A 15,416-nucleotide genomic window follows, 5' to 3' on the forward strand; every position below is an offset into this window, starting at 1 on the left:
TTGAGCCCCGCTCCGGCTCCGCGTCAACTCAGGTGGGTCCGGGTCACGCATGCCGCGCTTCCACAAGGTCGCCTTCGTCGCGAGCCCGACGCCCGACGCCCGCGAGGCGGCCGCCGCCCTGATGCGGCGCTACGACCACGTCGCGCCCGAGGAGGCCGACGTGGTGGTCGCCCTCGGCGGCGACGGCCTGATGCTGCAGGTGCTCCACCGCTTCATGGACGCGAAGAAGCCGATCTACGGCATGAACCGCGGCACCGTCGGCTTCCTGATGAACGAGTTCCGCGAGGATACCCTCCTGGAGCGCCTGGAGGCCGCGCATCGCAGCGTCGTCCACCCGCTGCTGATGGAGGCGCACGACACCGAGGGGCGCAGCCACCGCGCGCGCTCGATCAACGAGGTCTACCTGCTGCGCCAGACCCACCAGACCGCCAAGCTCAAGATCTCGGTCGACGGGCAGGTGCGGCTGCCCGAGCTGATCGCCGACGGGGTGCTCGCCGCCACCGCGGCCGGCTCCACCGCCTACAACCTGTCAGTCGGGGGCCCGATCCTGCCGCTCAACGCCAAGCTCCTGGCGCTGACGCCGATCTCGGCGTTCCGGCCCCGGCGCTGGCGCGGCGCGCTGCTGCCGGACCACGCCCACATCCGGATCGAGGTGCTCGACGCCGAGCATAGGCCCGTCGCGGCGGTGGCCGACCACACCGAGTTCCGCCGGGTGTCGATGGTCGACACCTGGCTCGACCGGGAGACCGATCTCGTGCTGCTGCACGACCCCGGCCACAGCCTCGACGAGCGCATCCTGCGCGAGCAGTTCGGCTGAAGGCGCTCGCCTACGCAGCGAGATCCCTGCGCGCCCCGTAAGCGGCGAGCGCGCACAAAGTCTCCGCGAACGCCGCACGGATCTCCGCCATCTGCCCCGCATCGGGGATGGTGCCCGAACTCCGAGCCCCGCCCTCGACCGCGGCGAGCAACCCGACCAGCCGCGTCGCGCCGATGTTCGCGCTCATCGACTTCAGGCCGTGGGCGGCGCTGGCGACGGTGCCGGCTTCGCCTCCGGGGATCGCGGCTTCCAGCGCGGTCAGCGCCGCCGGCGCCTGCCCGGTGTAGAGGCCGAGCACGCGCGCCAGGAAGGCGCCGTCGCCCATCTCGGCGAGGCCTTCGAGGGTTTCGCTGTCGAGGAGCCCGGGGGCGGAAGGCTGGTCCGAGCCTGCTTCGTCGAAGGCGTCCACCCGGGACGCAAGCGTGTCCGCACCGGGCGCGTCGGCCACGACGAAGCGGCCGAGCACCTGCGCGAGCTGGGCCAGGGTGAAGGGTTTTGCCAGCGTCCCGTCCATGTCGGCGTCCTGCCACGCGAGCGCTCCGTCGCCGATCACGTGCGCGGTCATCGCGACGATCGGCAGGCGGGCGGCGCCGGTCTCGGCCTCGCGGCGGCGGATCGCGCGCGTCGCTTCGAACCCGTCGAGAACCGGCATGCTGCCGTCCATCAGGACCAGATCGAAATGGGCGGCCGCGCTCGCGGCCATCGCCTGCGCGCCGTCCCCGACGGTGATCACGTCCGTCACGCCGCAGCGCGCCAGCGCCTCGATCGCGACCTCCAGGTTCACGGCGCTGTCGTCGGCGACGAGCACGCGGGCCTGAGGGAAGCGCGGCAGGGCGTCGGCGGAGGTAGTGGAACGCGGCGCGTTCGCGGCGAACGGGCGGTCGGCGGCGAGCGCTGCCAGCACCGGCCGCCACTCTGCCTGCACCACGGGCCAGCGCAAGACCTCGTCGGCGAGCCCGGCGCGGAGCGCCTGCTGACCGGCCGGATCGCCCATCGGCACCACCGCGACCACCCGCAGGGCCGCGTCCGGGCGGCGCCCCCGCGCGAGCAGCTCGGCCGCATCCATGATCCAGGGTGCGCGATCCGGCGCGGTGTCCGCAAGCGGGGCGAGGTCCGCCTCGACGAGGCCCGCCGCCAGCGCCACGCGTGTCGCACCGCCGAGGCCGGCGAGCACGACGCCCTTCGGCGCCTCGGCCGACCGGCGGATCGTCTCGGCCGTCTCCGGCGCTTCGATCGGGATCCGCGCCCAGAAGGTCGAGCCCTCGCCGACGCGGCTCTCGAGGCCGACGCCGCCGCCCATCGCCGCGATCAGGCGCTCCGCGATCGAGAGGCCGAGGCCGGTGCCGCCGAAGCGGCGCGTGGTCGATTGGTCGGCCTGGGTGAAGGCGGTGAACACCCCGGCGATCTTGTCCTGCGGAATGCCGATGCCGGTGTCGACGACGGCGATCTCCAGCATCCGCCCGCCGTCGCAGGTCCTCATGCGGACGAGGACGTGGCCCGCTTCCGTGAACTTGAGGGCGTTGGAGACGAAGTTGCTGACGACCTGGCCGAGGCGCACCGGGTCGCCGACCATGCCGGCGGGCACGTCCGCGCCGATCTCGGCCGCGAGGTCGAGCCCGGCCGTGCGGGCGCGCTCGCCGAACAGCGTGACGACCGAGTCGGCGATTTCGGCCGGGCTGATCGCGGCGCGCTCTAATTCGAGCTTGCCGGCCTCCACCTTCGCGAAGTCGAGGATGTCGTTGATGATCGCCAGCAGCGATTGTCCCGAGCGCGCGATCACCTCGGCGTAGCGGCGCTGGCGCGGCGGCAGGTCGGTGGCGGCCAGGAGCTCGGCCATCACCAGCATGCCGTTCATCGGCGTGCGGATCTCGTGGCTCATGGTGGCGAGGAAGGTGGATTTCGCGGCGTTGGCGGCGTCCGCCTGCTCCCGCGCCTCGCTGAGATCGTGGGTCCGCACGCGGACCTCCTCCTCCAGCCCGGTGCTGTAGGCGGCGAGCTGCCGGTCGCGGACCTTCACCGCGCCGAGCAGGTCGTTGAAGGTCTGGGCCAGGGCCCCGACCTCGTCGTCGGTGGTGACGTCGGCCCGTCGGCTGTAGTCGTGGCGCGAGCGCACCGCGTCCATGGTGCCGGCGAGCGCGGTCAACGGCCGCGTCACGGCACGCTGAAGCCTGAGCGAGACCGCGAGGCCGACGGCCACCGCGACGAGGCCGGCGAGCAGCGCGTTGAGCGCGACGCCGCCGAGGCGGTCGGCGAGGTCGCCGGTCTCGGCCACCACCACGACCCGGCCGATCTCGCGCTGGTTCTCCAGCACCGGCTCGCCGACCTTGAGGGTCCGGGTGAGGAGCAGAGCGAGGAGCGACGGCTGCTCGGCGGCGTCGAGGTCGAGGTCGTTCGACAGCCTGAGCCCGATGCCCTGCTCGCCGAGGATGCTGCCGTCCGGGCGAATCAGCGCGGCGTAGACCAGCGAGGGGTTGCGCGCGATCGCCCGAAGGGTGGTGTCGGCCGCATCCGCGTCGTCGCTCGCGATGGCGCCGGCGCCGCTCTGCGCGAGCACGCGCGCGACCGTGCGCAGGGCCTCGCGCTTGTCGGCGGCGTAGCGGTCGACCTCGCGCCAGACCGAGAGCGTGGTCGCGACGAGGAGCGCCACCGCGACGGCGCCGACGACCGCCCAGGCGACCCGGCCCGCGAGGGACCGCCGCGGGTCCAGTGCCTTCCAACGCATCGTGCCCCGGCCTTCCTTCGAACGTCGCATCCGATCGCGTCGGCTCACGCGGCTGCGCGCAGCCATTGCCGCTCGACCTCGCCCCAGCCGGCCAGGAACGCCGCGACGCAGGCCGGGTCGAAGTGCGAGCCTGCGTTGTCGGACAGGAGCGCCCGCGCCTTCTCGAGCGACCAGGCCTCCTTGTACGGCCGCTCCGAGACCAGGGCGTCGAACACGTCGGCCACGGCGACGATGCGGCCCGACAGCGGGATCGCCTCGCCGGCCAGGCCCGCCGGATACCCGGTGCCGTCCCAGCGCTCGTGGTGGCTCGCGGCGATCTCGGCGGCGAGCTGAACCACGTTCGAGGTGCTGCCTTCGAGGATGCGGCGGCCGCGCTCGGCGTGCTTCTCCATCTCGCTGCGCTCGTCGACCGAGAGCGCGCCCTGCTTGAGCAGGATCGCGTCGGGCACGCCGATCTTGCCGACGTCGTGCATCGTCGAGGCGAGGCTCAGGAGGCGGCAATATTCGGCGTCGAAGCCGAGGTTCCTCGCGATGATGCCGACATAGGTCGAAACCCGCGCGATGTGGTTGCCGGTGTCGGTGTCGCGGTGCTCGGCCGCGCGCATCAGAAGGTCGATGATCTCGCGCTCGCGCGCCTCGATCACCGAGACGGCGGCGGCGACCTCGCGCGCCAGCCACGCCGCGCGGTCCTGCTCCTGGCGGTGGGCGTGGCTGATCTTCATCAGGTTGCCGACGCGCGCCCGGATCTCGGCGGGGTCGAACGGCTTGCCCAGGAAGTCGGTGGCGCCGGCATCGAGCGCCTGCCGGCGGATCGTGCGCTGGTCCATGCTCGTCACCATGACGATCGGCACGTGGGCGAAGCCCGCCACGCCGCGCGCGGCCGCAATGAACTCGAGCCCGGTCATCCCCGGCATGTCGTAGTCGGTGATGGCGATGCCGATGCGCTCGACGTTGTCGCGCAGGAACGCCAGCGCCGCGACGGGGCAGGTGAACTCGACCGGCTCGCAGTCGGGCACGGGCTTCAGCGCCTGGACGACGAGCAGGTTGTTGAGTTCCGCATCATCGAGGATCAGCGCGAGCATGAGGCTCCATCCCGTCGGCGGTGAAGGGGGCCCGTCGTCATTGCGTCAGCAGCAGCCGGCCGGAGACCGGGCCGACGCCCTTCGGCACCGGCACGCTCGTCGCGGCGTAATTCGCGTTGAGGACGAGGTTCGGGCCTTCGTAGAGGTTGATCTGCTGGGCCACGATCACGGTGTAGGCCGACTGGTCGGCCACCGGCCTGGATGCGTCGATCACCAGGCGGCCCGCCGGCAGGTAGATCGTGCCGAGCATGGTGCGGGCGTTGTCGCTGATGATGCGGTAGGTCCGCACCGGCTTGGTGAAGGCGAGCGGCGGCGGCGTCGGGCTGATGATGTCCCCGAGCAGGGTCTCGACGAGCGCCGTCGGATCGATCGGCAGGATGACCCCGCGATCCTCCGACAGCAGCAGGCCAGCCATGATCCCGGTCGTGGGGGCGGTCAGGCTGATGGTGGTCTTCTTGTCGAAGACCAGGCCGCCGTTGTTCCCGGTGAAGTAGAAGGCCACGTCGGTGCCGGTGAGCGTCGCCTTCTTGTCGACGACGAGCGGACCGTCCTTCATCACGTAGATGCCAGGCTTCAGCGTGACGACGGCGTCCTTGGTGATGTGCAGGCCGGCGCAATAGGTGCCCGGCTCCAGGGTGATGTCTCTGTCGATTGTCTTGATCGCGAGCACGTTGAGCAGGTTGAGCGGGAACGGCAGCGTCGCGCAGGCGCCGATCGGCGGCGCGGCGCGGTCCTTAAGCGGATCCTCGATCACCGGGCACCCGGTCTGCGGCGTCGGGCTGAAGTTCGCGCGCACGCCGAGGTAGCCACCGGCCGAGCAGATCGTCTGCGCCTTGGCGATTGCGTTGTCCTGGCCCACCATTCCCGTTCCCGAGACGGAGTTCGAGTAGAGGGCGCAATCGGTGGCGGTGACCTGCGCGTTCTTCTGCAGGTTGAACGCGCCGGCGGCGAAGGGGTCGAGCGCCAGCATGCACAGGCGCATCCGACCGACGACGCTCGCCTGCGCCTTCACCGCGAGCTTGGCGGCGGGCATCCCAACGAAGCTGCCGAAGGACAGATTGTAGCTCTCGGCGGCGATCGCCGCGACGTTGGTCTTGTCGGGCGCGACCGTGACCTGCACGGTCAGCGGCCGGTCCGGCGGCGATTTCGCCTCCGATCGCACCGTCTGCTCGGTGACGCCGACCACCGCGGCGGTGCTCGACAGGGCAAGCTTGAGGGCGTTGCCGCCGGCGAGCGCTCCGGCGTCGACGGCGGCCTGCAACTGGTTCCGCCGGGCCGCGAGGCGCGCATAGTCGACGCCGCCGCCGACGAGGCCGAGCAGCACCGTCGCGCAGAGGCAGAAGATGACGGCCACGGCGCCGCGTCCGTCGGCTCCGAACGCCCGGAAGCGAGACGCCGCGGACGCGAACGCCACGCCGCCGCGATGCTCCGTTCGCCACCCGCTCCCCATCCCGACCGCCTCCTCGGCCCATCTTGAACCGACGGGTCTACAGGCTTCGGATTAATGAAAGGCCCTCTCGATCCGATCGGATGGAGGCGGGCGCAGAGTGATCGCGTCTGGCGTGCAGGACTCTATGAAAACAATCAAGGATTGAATTTTTAGGGTCGATGCTCGTCTCCGGACGAGAACCATTGCAGGATCGAGCCTGAATCTACATCTACAGGTAGAAATTTGCGGCGGCCTGTCGACGACATCGACCGTAGCGCCCGGCCGGCATCGAATATCGGTATTACCCCAGGTTGTAGGCCTGTTCGCCGCTCGGATCGCGTCGTCGCCGCTGCGATTGCCTTGCCCGGCCTCAGGAATTTTAAAGCTCTACCACCGTAGACTGCGGTCCATTCGGGGTAGGACCGGGCCGACGATCGGCGGTCCGATGCCCTTCAGGCCGAGAATGCGTCGGACGCCCAGGACACGCTGCACGTTGCCGATCGATCGGCCCGGACCCGTCGGCTCGATCGCCGCTCGCGCTGCGGATCTCCGGGCGTGGCTTCGCCGCGCATCGGTTCACGCATGGGCGCGGGTCCGGTTCGTGCCCGCGGCGGCTCCGATCCGGGCGGGCCTGCTGGCCGACCGTCGCGGCGTCGCCGCCGTCGAGTTCGCGATGCTGGCGCTGCCCTTCATCGCCCTGCTCGGCGTCGTCGCCGAATCCGGCGTGGTCGTGCTGGCCCAGCAGACCCTCGACGTGTCCGTCGACCGGGCCTCGCGCCTGCTGCGGACGGGCGAGTTCCAGGACCGGGCCGACGGCTCGGACCCGGCACAGCGCCTGCGGCAGCTGATGTGCGGCAATTCCAGCCTGTTCTTCGCCTGCCGGGACGTCCGCCTCGACGTGACGCGGGCGGAGACCTTCAAGGGCTCGCAGGTGTCCGAGCCCTACGACACACAGACCAGGACCGTCTCGCAAAGTTTCGGCACCCAGTTCCAGTGCCCGACGGGGGACGACGTGATCGCGATCCGTGCGGCCGTCCCGATCCTGCGGCTGTTCGCGTTCCTCGACTTCACCGGGCGTCGCCTCGCCGACAACCGCCAGCTCCTCGTCTCGACCGTGATCTTCCGGGCGGAAGCCTACGACGCGAAGTCCTGCCAATGACGGCGGGCCGGGGCGGCCTCGGGCGGTTCGCGCGTGCGGAAGGCGGCGTCAGCGGCGTCGAGTTCGCCTTCATCGCCCCGATCCTGGTCCTGATGTTCATGGCCTCGATCGAGCTTCCGTGCGCGATCACCACGGGGCGCCGGGTCTCGCTCGCGGCGACGACGATGGCGGACCTGATCTCGCGCGCCGACGTGACCGACATTGCCGACGTCTACGCCGCCGCACAGGCCGTCTCAAGCCCGTACGACCTCGGCCGTGCCGGGATCGTGCTCACCGCCGGCGGGATCTACCTCGACGGGTCGACCCCCGTGGCGAAAGTCTGCTCCAGCGTCGCGCGCAACGACACGCAGCGCGCGGCCGGCTCGACGATCGGCCCCGCGCCGGCCGGAACGGCAAGCCCCGGGGACCGCCTGATGATGGCCGAGCTGCGCCTGCCCTACACCGCCGTGTTCGGCGTCTTCCCCGTCCTGAACCGCTGGACGTTCGTGGTCAGCAAGACCTGGCCGGTGCGGGCCGGCAAGACCTATCTCGGGCGCGAGGAAGTTGTGCTGCCCGGCGGAAAGCCCTGCGCGGCATTCTGAACGAAGACGCATCGCGCGCGCCGCGATGATCGAGCGGGAAGGCGCGGCCCACACGCACGAGGCGCGACGGCCGGCTCGATCAGGAAAGGCCGCGATTTCCGAAGACGATCCCGAAACGCAAAAAGCCGGCCTGAGCCAGCTCTTGCAGTTCGATCAGTGCCTGAATTGGAGCGGGCGAAGGGATTCGAACCCTCGACCCCAACCTTGGCAAGGTTGTGCTCTACCCCTGAGCTACACCCGCTCACAATGCTGGCCCGCTGGAAACTCTCGTGCCCGGCGGCCCCGGCGGCGCTCTCTAAACACCATTCCAACCGGCGTTGCAAGCGCCGGCTGCGAGGATTTTTCGCGTCCGTCCGATCTCACCAGAGATCGGCGGGCGGACGGCCGTCGCGGATCTCGCGCAGGCGTTCCACCGTCGCGCGGGTGGTCGCGTCCGGCAGGGCGTCGAGGGCGAAGAAAGCGCAGGCCGCGATCTCGCGGTCGGGCCGCTTCTCCCCGAGCACCGTGAAGGCGGGGGCGACGTAGAGGGCGACGTGGTCGCGCGGCGAGGCCGCGCGGTTGCGGTAGAAGCCGTGCAGGCGCAGCCCGACCGCGGGATCGACGGCGATCTCGGCTTCCTCCCGGAACTCGCGCGCCATCGCCTCCGGCGCGGTCTCGCCGCGCTCGACGCCGCCGCCCGGCAGCTGCCAGCCGCTGACGTAGGTGTGGCGCACGAGGCAGACCCGGCCCTGCGCGTCGAAGGCCGCGCCGCGGACGCCGAGCGTCATGCCGCGCGCCGCCAGCGCGCCGAGGTGGAACAGGTGGCGCGCCAGCGGCCGGTCGAGGAGCTTCGTCATTGGCGGAGCCGCGCGGCCGCTCAGGCCACGTCCAGGACGATCTCGCCCAGCCCCGCGATCGCCCCCACCATGCGCTCGCCCCGCCGCACCGGGCCGACGCCGGCCGGCGTGCCGGTGAAGATCAGGTCGCCCGGCTCAAGCGCGAAATAGGCCGAGAGGTAGGCGATCTGCTCGGCGACAGACCAGATCATGTCGCCGAGGTCGCCGCGCTGGCGCTCGGCGCCGTCGACCGAGAGGGTGATCGGTCCGGCCGCCGGATGGCCGATCTCGGCGACCGGATGGATCGGGCCGATCGGGCCGGAGAGGTCGGCCGCCTTGCCGAGGTCCCATGGCCGGGCCAGGGCCTTGGCCTCGTCCTGCAGGTCGCGCCGGGTCATGTCGAGGCCGATGGCGTAGCCGTAGACGTGATCGCGCGCGGCCTCGACCGGGATGTCGCGGCCGCCGCTGGCGAGCGCCGCCACCAGCTCGATCTCGAAATGGTAGTTCTCGGTGCGCGGCGGATAGGGGTGCCGCGTCGGCTCGGGCCCGCAGGGCTGCAACGCGTCGGCCGGCTTCATGAAGAAGAACGGCGGCTCGCGGTCCGGGTCCTTCCCCATCTCGCGGGCATGCGCCGCGTAGTTGCGGCCGACGCAGTAGACCCGGCGCACCGGGAACAGGTCCGTGCTGCCGGCGACCGGCAGGGCGACGCGGGGCGGGTTCGGGATGACGGACAGCATGGCGTGCCTCGTGAGACAGGGGCGGGTCGTCGTTCGGGCATCGGGTGGACCGGGCGCCCGCTGCGGCTAGTCTTAGGCCACCGACCGGTCCATGCCAGCCCGCAGCGTTTGCATCGCGGCCGCGTCCGCGAGCGAATCCCCGCCGAAGAACCGATCATGACCGAACCCGCCCTCGCCCCGGCCCCGTCCGCCGACACCCTCCTCGAAACCCTGCGCGCGCGCCTCGGGGCCCCCCATGTTCTGACCGACCCGTCCGACCTCGACCCGTATCTCGTTGAGTCCCGAAAGCTCTACCGCGGCTCGGCGCTCGCGGCCGTGCGGCCGGGCTCGACCGAGGAGGTCGCCTTCGTGGTCGAGGCCTGCGCGGCGGCGGGCGTCGCAGTGGTGGCGCAGGGCGGCAACACCGGGCTCGTCGGCGGCGGCGTTCCGCATGGCGGCGTGGTGCTGTCGCTCGCGCGGATGAACCGCGTTCTCGCGCTCGATCCGGTGAACGCCAGCATCGTGGTCGAGGCCGGCGCGATCCTCGCCGAGGTGCAGGACGCGGCCGACGCCGCCGGGCTGCTGTTCCCGCTCTCCTACGCCTCGCGCGGATCGGCGCGGATCGGCGGCGCGCTGGCGTGCAATTCCGGCGGGATCGCGGTGCTGGCCTACGGCAACGCCCGCGACCTCGTCCTCGGGCTCGAGGTGGTGCTCGCCGACGGCCGGGTGTGGAACGGCCTCAAGGCTCTGCGCAAGAACAACGCCGGATACGACCTCAAGCACCTGTTCGTCGGCTCGGAAGGCACCCTCGGCATCATCACCAAGGCGGTGCTGAAGCTCTTCCCGAAGCCCGCCTCGCGCACGGTCGGGTTTGTCGGGCTGCCCTCGGCCCGCGTGGCGCTCGACCTATTCGCGCGCCTGCGCATGCGCGCCGACCGGGACCTCACCGCCTTCGAGTTCATCCCGCCGGTCGGGCTCGACATGGTGCTGCGGCACATGCCCGGCACGGTCCGCCCGCTCGCGGGCGAGCACGGCGCCTACGCCCTGATCGAGCTCGCCTCCGCCCGGCCCGACGCCGACACCCGGGCCGAGCTCGAGGCGGCGCTCTCCGAGGCGATCGAGGACGGGCTCGTGGAGGATGCGACGCTCGGGGCGAGCGAGGCGCAGAACCTCGCGCTCTGGGCCTTGCGTGAGCATCTCTCGGATGCGCAGGGCTACGAGGGCGGCTCGATCAAGCACGACGTGTCGGTGCCCCTGTCGCGGCTCGCCGACTTCGTCGAGCAGGCGAGCGCGGCCTGCGAGGCGGCGATGCCGGGCCTGCGGGTCTGCGCCTTCGGCCATGTCGGCGACGGCAACATGCACTTCAACCTGAGCCAGCCGGTCGGCATGGACAAGGCCGCGTTCCTCGGCACCTGGGCGGACTTCAACCGCATCGTCCACGACATCGTGACCACGATGGACGGCTCGATCGCCGCCGAGCATGGCGTCGGCCTGATCAAGCGCGACGAGCTGCAGCACTACGCCGACCCGGTCGCCCTCGACCTGATGCGCGCGATCAAGGCCGGGCTCGACCCGCAGGACCGGCTCAACCCGGGCAAGGTCGTCGCTCTCTCCGACGATCCGCAGCCCGCCCTGCCCTGAGCCGACCGCCGCGGTGTGCCGAGCCGGCTGGATTTCGATTGTGCGACGCACCATGTCTTGCCATGATGCGATGACGCATCGCGCCATAAATCGGCTCTCCGGCCGGTCCAAGGTTCGAATCGCGACTGGTCGGGAGAAGACCGGGAGCGTGCGGGTTTCCCTGCGTTAGCGGGGCGTTAACGGCTGAGGTTGCGTTTTATCGTCAACCCCGGTCGCGGCGCCCGGCGCCAGGGTCCGGCACTTGCTTGGGTCCCCGCCTGCCTTCGCAGTCGCGAAGGCGACGGCCGGCTCGCGACGAGACGTTTCAAGGAGACCATCGAGATGCCCACCTCTCAGGCCCGCGTGCAGACCGCCGAGGCGAGCCGCTACCTGCAGCAGCTCTGCCGCCACTGGAGCCACAAGTTCCCGGTTTCGGCGACCCCCGAGCACGGCACCGTGCCGTTCAGCGAGGACCGCGTCTGCACCTTCGACGCCGAGCCCGACGCCCTGCTGATGCGGATCGCCACGTCCGATCCCGCCGGGCTGACCCGCCTGGAGAACGTCGTCTCCGACCACCTGATGCGCTTCGCCTTCCGCGAGAGCCTCGGCGAGATCACCTGGTCCCGCGCCGCTTGACTCGATGGACCCCGCACCGATCTTGCACCACAGGATCGGACGTTTCGAAGGGGTCGCGATGAACGCGCATGCTGAGCCGCCGGTCGCGAGGTCGGCGCACGAGGAGCGGCTCGACCGGCTCGCGACGGTTGCGGTCCGGGTCGGGCTCAACCTCCAGCCCGGGCAGGAGCTTGTCCTGACCGCGCCCCTCGACGCGCTGCCGCTGGCGCGTGCCATCACCGCCGAGGCCTACCGCGCCGGGGCGTCGCTGGTGACGACCCTGCTCGGCGACGACGCCGCGACGCTCGCGCGCTTCGCCCACGCCTCCGACGCGGCCTTCGATACAGCCGCCGGGTGGCTCTATGCGGGCATGGCGGAGGCCTACCGCAACGGCGCCGCCCGCCTCGCGATCAGCGGCGACGACCCGTCGCTGCTGTCGGCCCAGGATCCGGAGAAGGTCGCCCGCGCCAACCGGTCGCGCTCCAAGGCCTACGTGCCGGCGCTCGAGTTGATCGCCAACTTCGCCACGAACTGGACCATCGTCTCGGCCGCGACCCCGGCCTGGGCCCGCACGGTGTTCCCTGACCTCCCCGAGGCGGAGGCGGTCGCCAAGCTCTGGGATGCGGTGTTCGCCGCCTCCCGCGTCGACGGCCCCGATCCGGTCGCCGCCTGGGCCGCGCACAACGCCCACCTCCACGCGCGCAAGGACAGGCTGAACGGACACCGCTTCTCGGCGATCCGCTTCCGGGGGCCGGGCACCGACCTCACCGTAGGCCTCGCCGACGACCACGAATGGTGCGGCGGCGCGGCGACCTCGCGCAGCGGCATCACCTGCAACGCCAACATCCCGACCGAGGAGGTCTTCACCACGCCGCACAGGGCGCGGGTCGAGGGCCACGTCGCCAGCACCAAGCCGCTCTCGTACCAGGGCACGCTGATCGAGGGCATCCAGGTGCGGTTCTCGGAAGGCCGCATCGTCGAATCGGCCGCCACCCGGGGCGCCGACGTGCTGGCCCGCGTCCTCGACACCGACGAGGGCGCCCGCCGCCTGGGCGAGGTCGCGCTGGTACCGGCTTCCTCGGCGATCTCGGCATCGGGGCTGCTGTTCTACAACACGCTCTACGACGAGAACGCCGCGAGCCACATCGCCCTCGGCCAGGCCTACTCGAAGTGCTTCGTGGGCGGTGGCGAGGACTTCTCGGAGGACGACCTCGCGGCACGCGGCGCCAACCGCAGCCTGATCCACATCGACTGGATGATCGGCTCGGCCGAGGTCGACGTGGACGGCATCGCCGCCGACGGGCAGTCCGTGCCGGTGATGCGCCGGGGCGAGTGGGTCTGACGGCCGAGCCCGGTCCGTCACGCCGCGGGATGCACGGCCGAAAAAAACCGATTAAGACGGCGCCATGGCAGGACATTCCCATCGCGACGCCCGCGGTCGCCCGCTCGTCGCCGTCACCGGTCTCGGCATCGTCTCCTCCCTCGGGCACGGCCAGGACGCGACATGGACCGCCCTGACGCAGGGGCGATCCGGCATCCACGCGATCGCGCGCTTCCCGACGGACGGGCTGCGCACGCGCATCGCCGGCACGGTCGACTTCCTCGACACCGATCCACTGGTCGCCCCCGCCCTCTCCGAGCGCTTCGCCCGCGTGGCGGCCGAGGAGGCGGTGACGCAGGCCGGCATCGGCGCGGCCGGAGACTTCCCAGGCGCCCTGTTCATCGCGGTGCCGCCGGTCGAGATGGAATGGCCGCAGCGCCAGGCCCTGGCGGAGGCCTGCGGCGGCGACGGGCCGGTGACCTATGCCGGTCTCCAGCACGCGGCGGCCTCGCGCAAGTTCGACGCGTGGCACGACCTCTTCATCTTCGGCACCGTGGCCGACCGCATCGCCGACCGCTTCGGCACCAAGGGCTCGCCGATCTCGCTCTCCACCGCCTGCTCGTCGGGCGCCACCGCGATCCAGCTCGGCGTCGAGGCGATCCGGCGCGGCGAGATGACGGCGGCGCTCTGCATCGGCACCGACGGCTCGGTGAACCCGGAATCGCTGATCCGCTTCTCGCTGCTCTCGGCGCTGTCGACCCAGAACGACCCGCCGGAGACCGCCTCGAAGCCGTTCTCGAAGAATCGCGACGGCTTCGTCATGGGCGAGGGCGCGGCCGCGCTCGTGCTCGAGGACGCGGCCTCGGCCGTCGCGCGCGGCGCGACGATCCTCGGCTACGTGCTGGGCTGCGGCGAGAAGGGCGACGGCTTCCATCGCACCCGCTCCAGCCCCGACGGCGCGCCGATCATCGCGGCGATCCGCGCCAGCCTCGACGATGCCGGGATCGGGCCGGAGGCGGTCGACACGGTCAACGCCCACGGCACCTCGACGCCCGAGAACGACCGCATGGAGGCGATGGGCCTGATGGCGGTGTTCGGGGACGCCGCCGCGCGCATCCCGGTGACCTCGAACAAGTCGATGCTCGGCCACACGCTGACCGCCGCCGGGGCGATCGAGGCCGTGATCTCGCTGCTGACGATCCGGCACGGGCGCATTCCTCCGACGATCAACTACGCCGTGCCGGATCCGGCGATCCCGCTCGACATCGTCACCGCGGCGCGCGACCTGCCCGTGGCGCGCGTCCTGTCGAACTCGTTCGGCTTCGGCGGCCAGAACACCTGCCTCGTGCTCGGGTCCGAGCCGGCATGAGCGCGGCACCGACCGCGGCTCGCCGCATCCTCGTCACCGGCGGCGCCTCGGGCCTCGGCTCGGCGATCGTGCGGGCGATGGCGGCCGCCGGGCACGGCGTCGACTTCACCTTCCGCGCGTCGCAGGCGCCGGCCGAGGCCCTGCTCGCCGAGCTGCGCGACCGCCATCCCGACGCGGATTTCGAGGCGATCCCGCTGGATCTTGCCGACCGCGGCGCCCTCGACGCCTTCTGCGAGGCGGCGGAGGCGAAGAGCTATTACGGCTTCGTCCACAATGCCGGCCAATCCTACGACGCGCTCGCCGCGATGCTCGATCAGGAGCGTGCCGAGGCCCTGATGCAGGTGAACTTCTTCTCGCTGACGCGGATCGCCAAGAGCCTCGTGCGCGGGATGATCCGGGCGCGGGCCGGGCGCATCGTCGCGATCGGCTCGGTGGCGGCGCTGCGCGCCAACACCGGCAACGCGGCCTATGCGGCGACCAAGGGTGCGCTGATCGCCTATTGCCGCACCCTGGCGATCGAGTCGGCCAAGCGCGGCGTCACTGTCAACGTGATCGCCCCGGGCTTCGTCGACACACCGATGATGGCCGGATACGCCGCCCACCGCGCCGGCATGGAGCGCCAGATTCCCGCCGGCCGCTTCGCCGACCCGACGGAGGTGGCGGCGCTGGCCGCCTTCCTGATGGCGGATCCCGCCGCCTACGTCACCGGCGCGGTCCTGCCCGTCGACGGCGGCCTGACGGCGATGATGGGCGTCCACCGCTGATCATGCGCGCCTCGCTCCTCGTCCGTCCGGCCCTCGCCGGCCTGCTGCTTCACCTCGGCACCGGTGCGGTGCGGGCCGATCCGGTCCCGTACCGCGTCGACGGCCTGCCGCGCGGCGAGACGCTGAGCATCCGCGCCGAGCCCGACCCGGCGGCCGAGGTGGTCGGCGAGATCCGCACCCGCGCGCTCGTCGTCGGCTGCACCAACGATACGCCGAGCCGCACGACGTGGTGCCGGGTCAAGGTCGGCCGCACCGTGGGCTGGGCGCGGCGGCGCTACCTCGCGCCGGAATGAGATCCCCGTCTCGGATTCGGTCGTGCAGGCCGATGTGATGGCAGCTCGGGCTCCAAGCGATGCGGGATCGGACGACCCGTCGCTGCATCTCCTCGGTCTCGATCCTCGCCTCG

14 protein-coding genes and 1 tRNA gene are annotated in these 15,416 nt (G+C 71.6%); 9 read left to right on the forward strand and 6 right to left on the reverse strand.

What is annotated here, in order from left to right; genetic code table 11:
• The first annotated feature begins 49 nt into the window (after positions 1-49).
• Positions 50-817 (forward strand): NAD kinase, encoded by a 768-nt coding sequence (locus ACFZ8E_RS16805; RefSeq protein ID WP_147726303.1) that lies wholly within the window; start codon positions 50-52, stop codon positions 815-817.
• Between the two features lie 10 nt (positions 818-827).
• Here ACFZ8E_RS16805 and ACFZ8E_RS16810 read toward each other — a convergent pair whose 3' ends face one another.
• Genes ACFZ8E_RS16810 through ACFZ8E_RS16820 form a run of 3 tightly spaced genes read right to left on the reverse strand, consistent with a single transcriptional unit; the run spans position 828 to position 6,071 of the window.
• Positions 828-3,539, reverse strand: coding sequence for an ATP-binding protein (locus ACFZ8E_RS16810; protein ID WP_405043299.1), 2,712 nt, complete (start codon positions 3,537-3,539; stop codon positions 828-830).
• 44 nt (positions 3,540-3,583) lie between these two features.
• Complete coding sequence (locus ACFZ8E_RS16815; RefSeq protein WP_243932138.1) at positions 3,584-4,621, reverse strand: HD-GYP domain-containing protein; 1,038 nt, start codon at positions 4,619-4,621, stop codon at positions 3,584-3,586.
• 37 nt (positions 4,622-4,658) lie between these two features.
• Entirely contained in the window at positions 4,659-6,071 is a 1,413-nt protein-coding gene (locus ACFZ8E_RS16820) for a TadE/TadG family type IV pilus assembly protein (RefSeq protein WP_405043300.1), read from the reverse strand.
• A gap of 580 nt (positions 6,072-6,651) precedes the next feature.
• On the opposite strand from ACFZ8E_RS16820, the gene ACFZ8E_RS16825 reads away from it, so the two are divergent.
• Both ACFZ8E_RS16825 and ACFZ8E_RS16830 read left to right on the forward strand, forming a co-directional pair.
• Positions 6,652-7,209 carry a TadE/TadG family type IV pilus assembly protein gene (locus ACFZ8E_RS16825; protein ID WP_405043301.1) on the forward strand — a complete coding sequence of 186 codons (558 nt, stop codon included), beginning with the start codon at positions 6,652-6,654 and terminating at the stop codon, positions 7,207-7,209.
• Positions 7,206-7,790, forward strand: coding sequence for a TadE/TadG family type IV pilus assembly protein (locus ACFZ8E_RS16830; protein ID WP_405043302.1), 585 nt, complete (start codon positions 7,206-7,208; stop codon positions 7,788-7,790). Before ACFZ8E_RS16825 ends, ACFZ8E_RS16830 begins: the two co-directional genes overlap by 4 nt.
• Before the next feature lie 166 nt (positions 7,791-7,956).
• On the opposite strand, the gene ACFZ8E_RS16835 is transcribed toward ACFZ8E_RS16830, so the two are convergent.
• The 3 genes from ACFZ8E_RS16835 to ACFZ8E_RS16845 form a co-directional block, all read right to left on the reverse strand.
• Positions 7,957-8,031 (reverse strand) — tRNA-Gly (locus ACFZ8E_RS16835).
• A 118-nt stretch (positions 8,032-8,149) separates the two neighbouring features.
• The gene (locus ACFZ8E_RS16840) at positions 8,150-8,626 is read right to left on the reverse strand and encodes an NUDIX domain-containing protein (protein ID WP_405043303.1); all 477 of its coding nucleotides are present in this window, start codon (positions 8,624-8,626) and stop codon (positions 8,150-8,152) included.
• 20 nt (positions 8,627-8,646) lie between these two features.
• Positions 8,647-9,342 (reverse strand): fumarylacetoacetate hydrolase family protein, encoded by a 696-nt coding sequence (locus ACFZ8E_RS16845; RefSeq protein WP_243988815.1) that lies wholly within the window; start codon positions 9,340-9,342, stop codon positions 8,647-8,649.
• Between the two features lie 156 nt (positions 9,343-9,498).
• Between ACFZ8E_RS16845 and ACFZ8E_RS16850 the strand changes: the two genes are divergently transcribed.
• The 6 genes from ACFZ8E_RS16850 to ACFZ8E_RS16875 all read left to right on the forward strand — a co-directional run bounded on the left by ACFZ8E_RS16850 (position 9,499) and on the right by ACFZ8E_RS16875 (position 15,303).
• Positions 9,499-10,962 carry an FAD-binding oxidoreductase gene (locus ACFZ8E_RS16850; RefSeq protein ID WP_405043304.1) on the forward strand — a complete coding sequence of 488 codons (1,464 nt, stop codon included), beginning with the start codon at positions 9,499-9,501 and terminating at the stop codon, positions 10,960-10,962.
• A gap of 321 nt (positions 10,963-11,283) precedes the next feature.
• Positions 11,284-11,577, forward strand: a complete 294-nt coding sequence (locus tag ACFZ8E_RS16855) for a DUF2218 domain-containing protein (protein ID WP_147727054.1) — start codon at positions 11,284-11,286, stop codon at positions 11,575-11,577.
• Between the two features lie 58 nt (positions 11,578-11,635).
• Complete coding sequence (locus tag ACFZ8E_RS16860) at positions 11,636-12,898, forward strand: aminopeptidase (RefSeq protein WP_405043305.1); 1,263 nt, start codon at positions 11,636-11,638, stop codon at positions 12,896-12,898.
• Positions 12,899-12,962: 64 nt separating this feature from the next.
• Positions 12,963-14,246, forward strand: coding sequence for a beta-ketoacyl-ACP synthase (locus ACFZ8E_RS16865; RefSeq protein ID WP_243938276.1), 1,284 nt, complete (start codon positions 12,963-12,965; stop codon positions 14,244-14,246).
• Positions 14,243-15,010 (forward strand): SDR family NAD(P)-dependent oxidoreductase, encoded by a 768-nt coding sequence (locus tag ACFZ8E_RS16870; protein WP_147727051.1) that lies wholly within the window; start codon positions 14,243-14,245, stop codon positions 15,008-15,010. The genes ACFZ8E_RS16865 and ACFZ8E_RS16870 overlap by 4 nt, the downstream gene beginning before the upstream one ends.
• Positions 15,011-15,012: 2 nt before the next feature.
• Positions 15,013-15,303, forward strand: coding sequence for an SH3 domain-containing protein (locus tag ACFZ8E_RS16875; RefSeq protein WP_405043306.1), 291 nt, complete (start codon positions 15,013-15,015; stop codon positions 15,301-15,303).
• The last annotated feature ends 113 nt before the right edge of the window (positions 15,304-15,416 follow it).

The organism is Methylobacterium sp. HMF5984, from assembly GCF_045033435.1.
Taxonomy (GTDB): domain Bacteria; phylum Pseudomonadota; class Alphaproteobacteria; order Rhizobiales; family Beijerinckiaceae; genus Methylobacterium.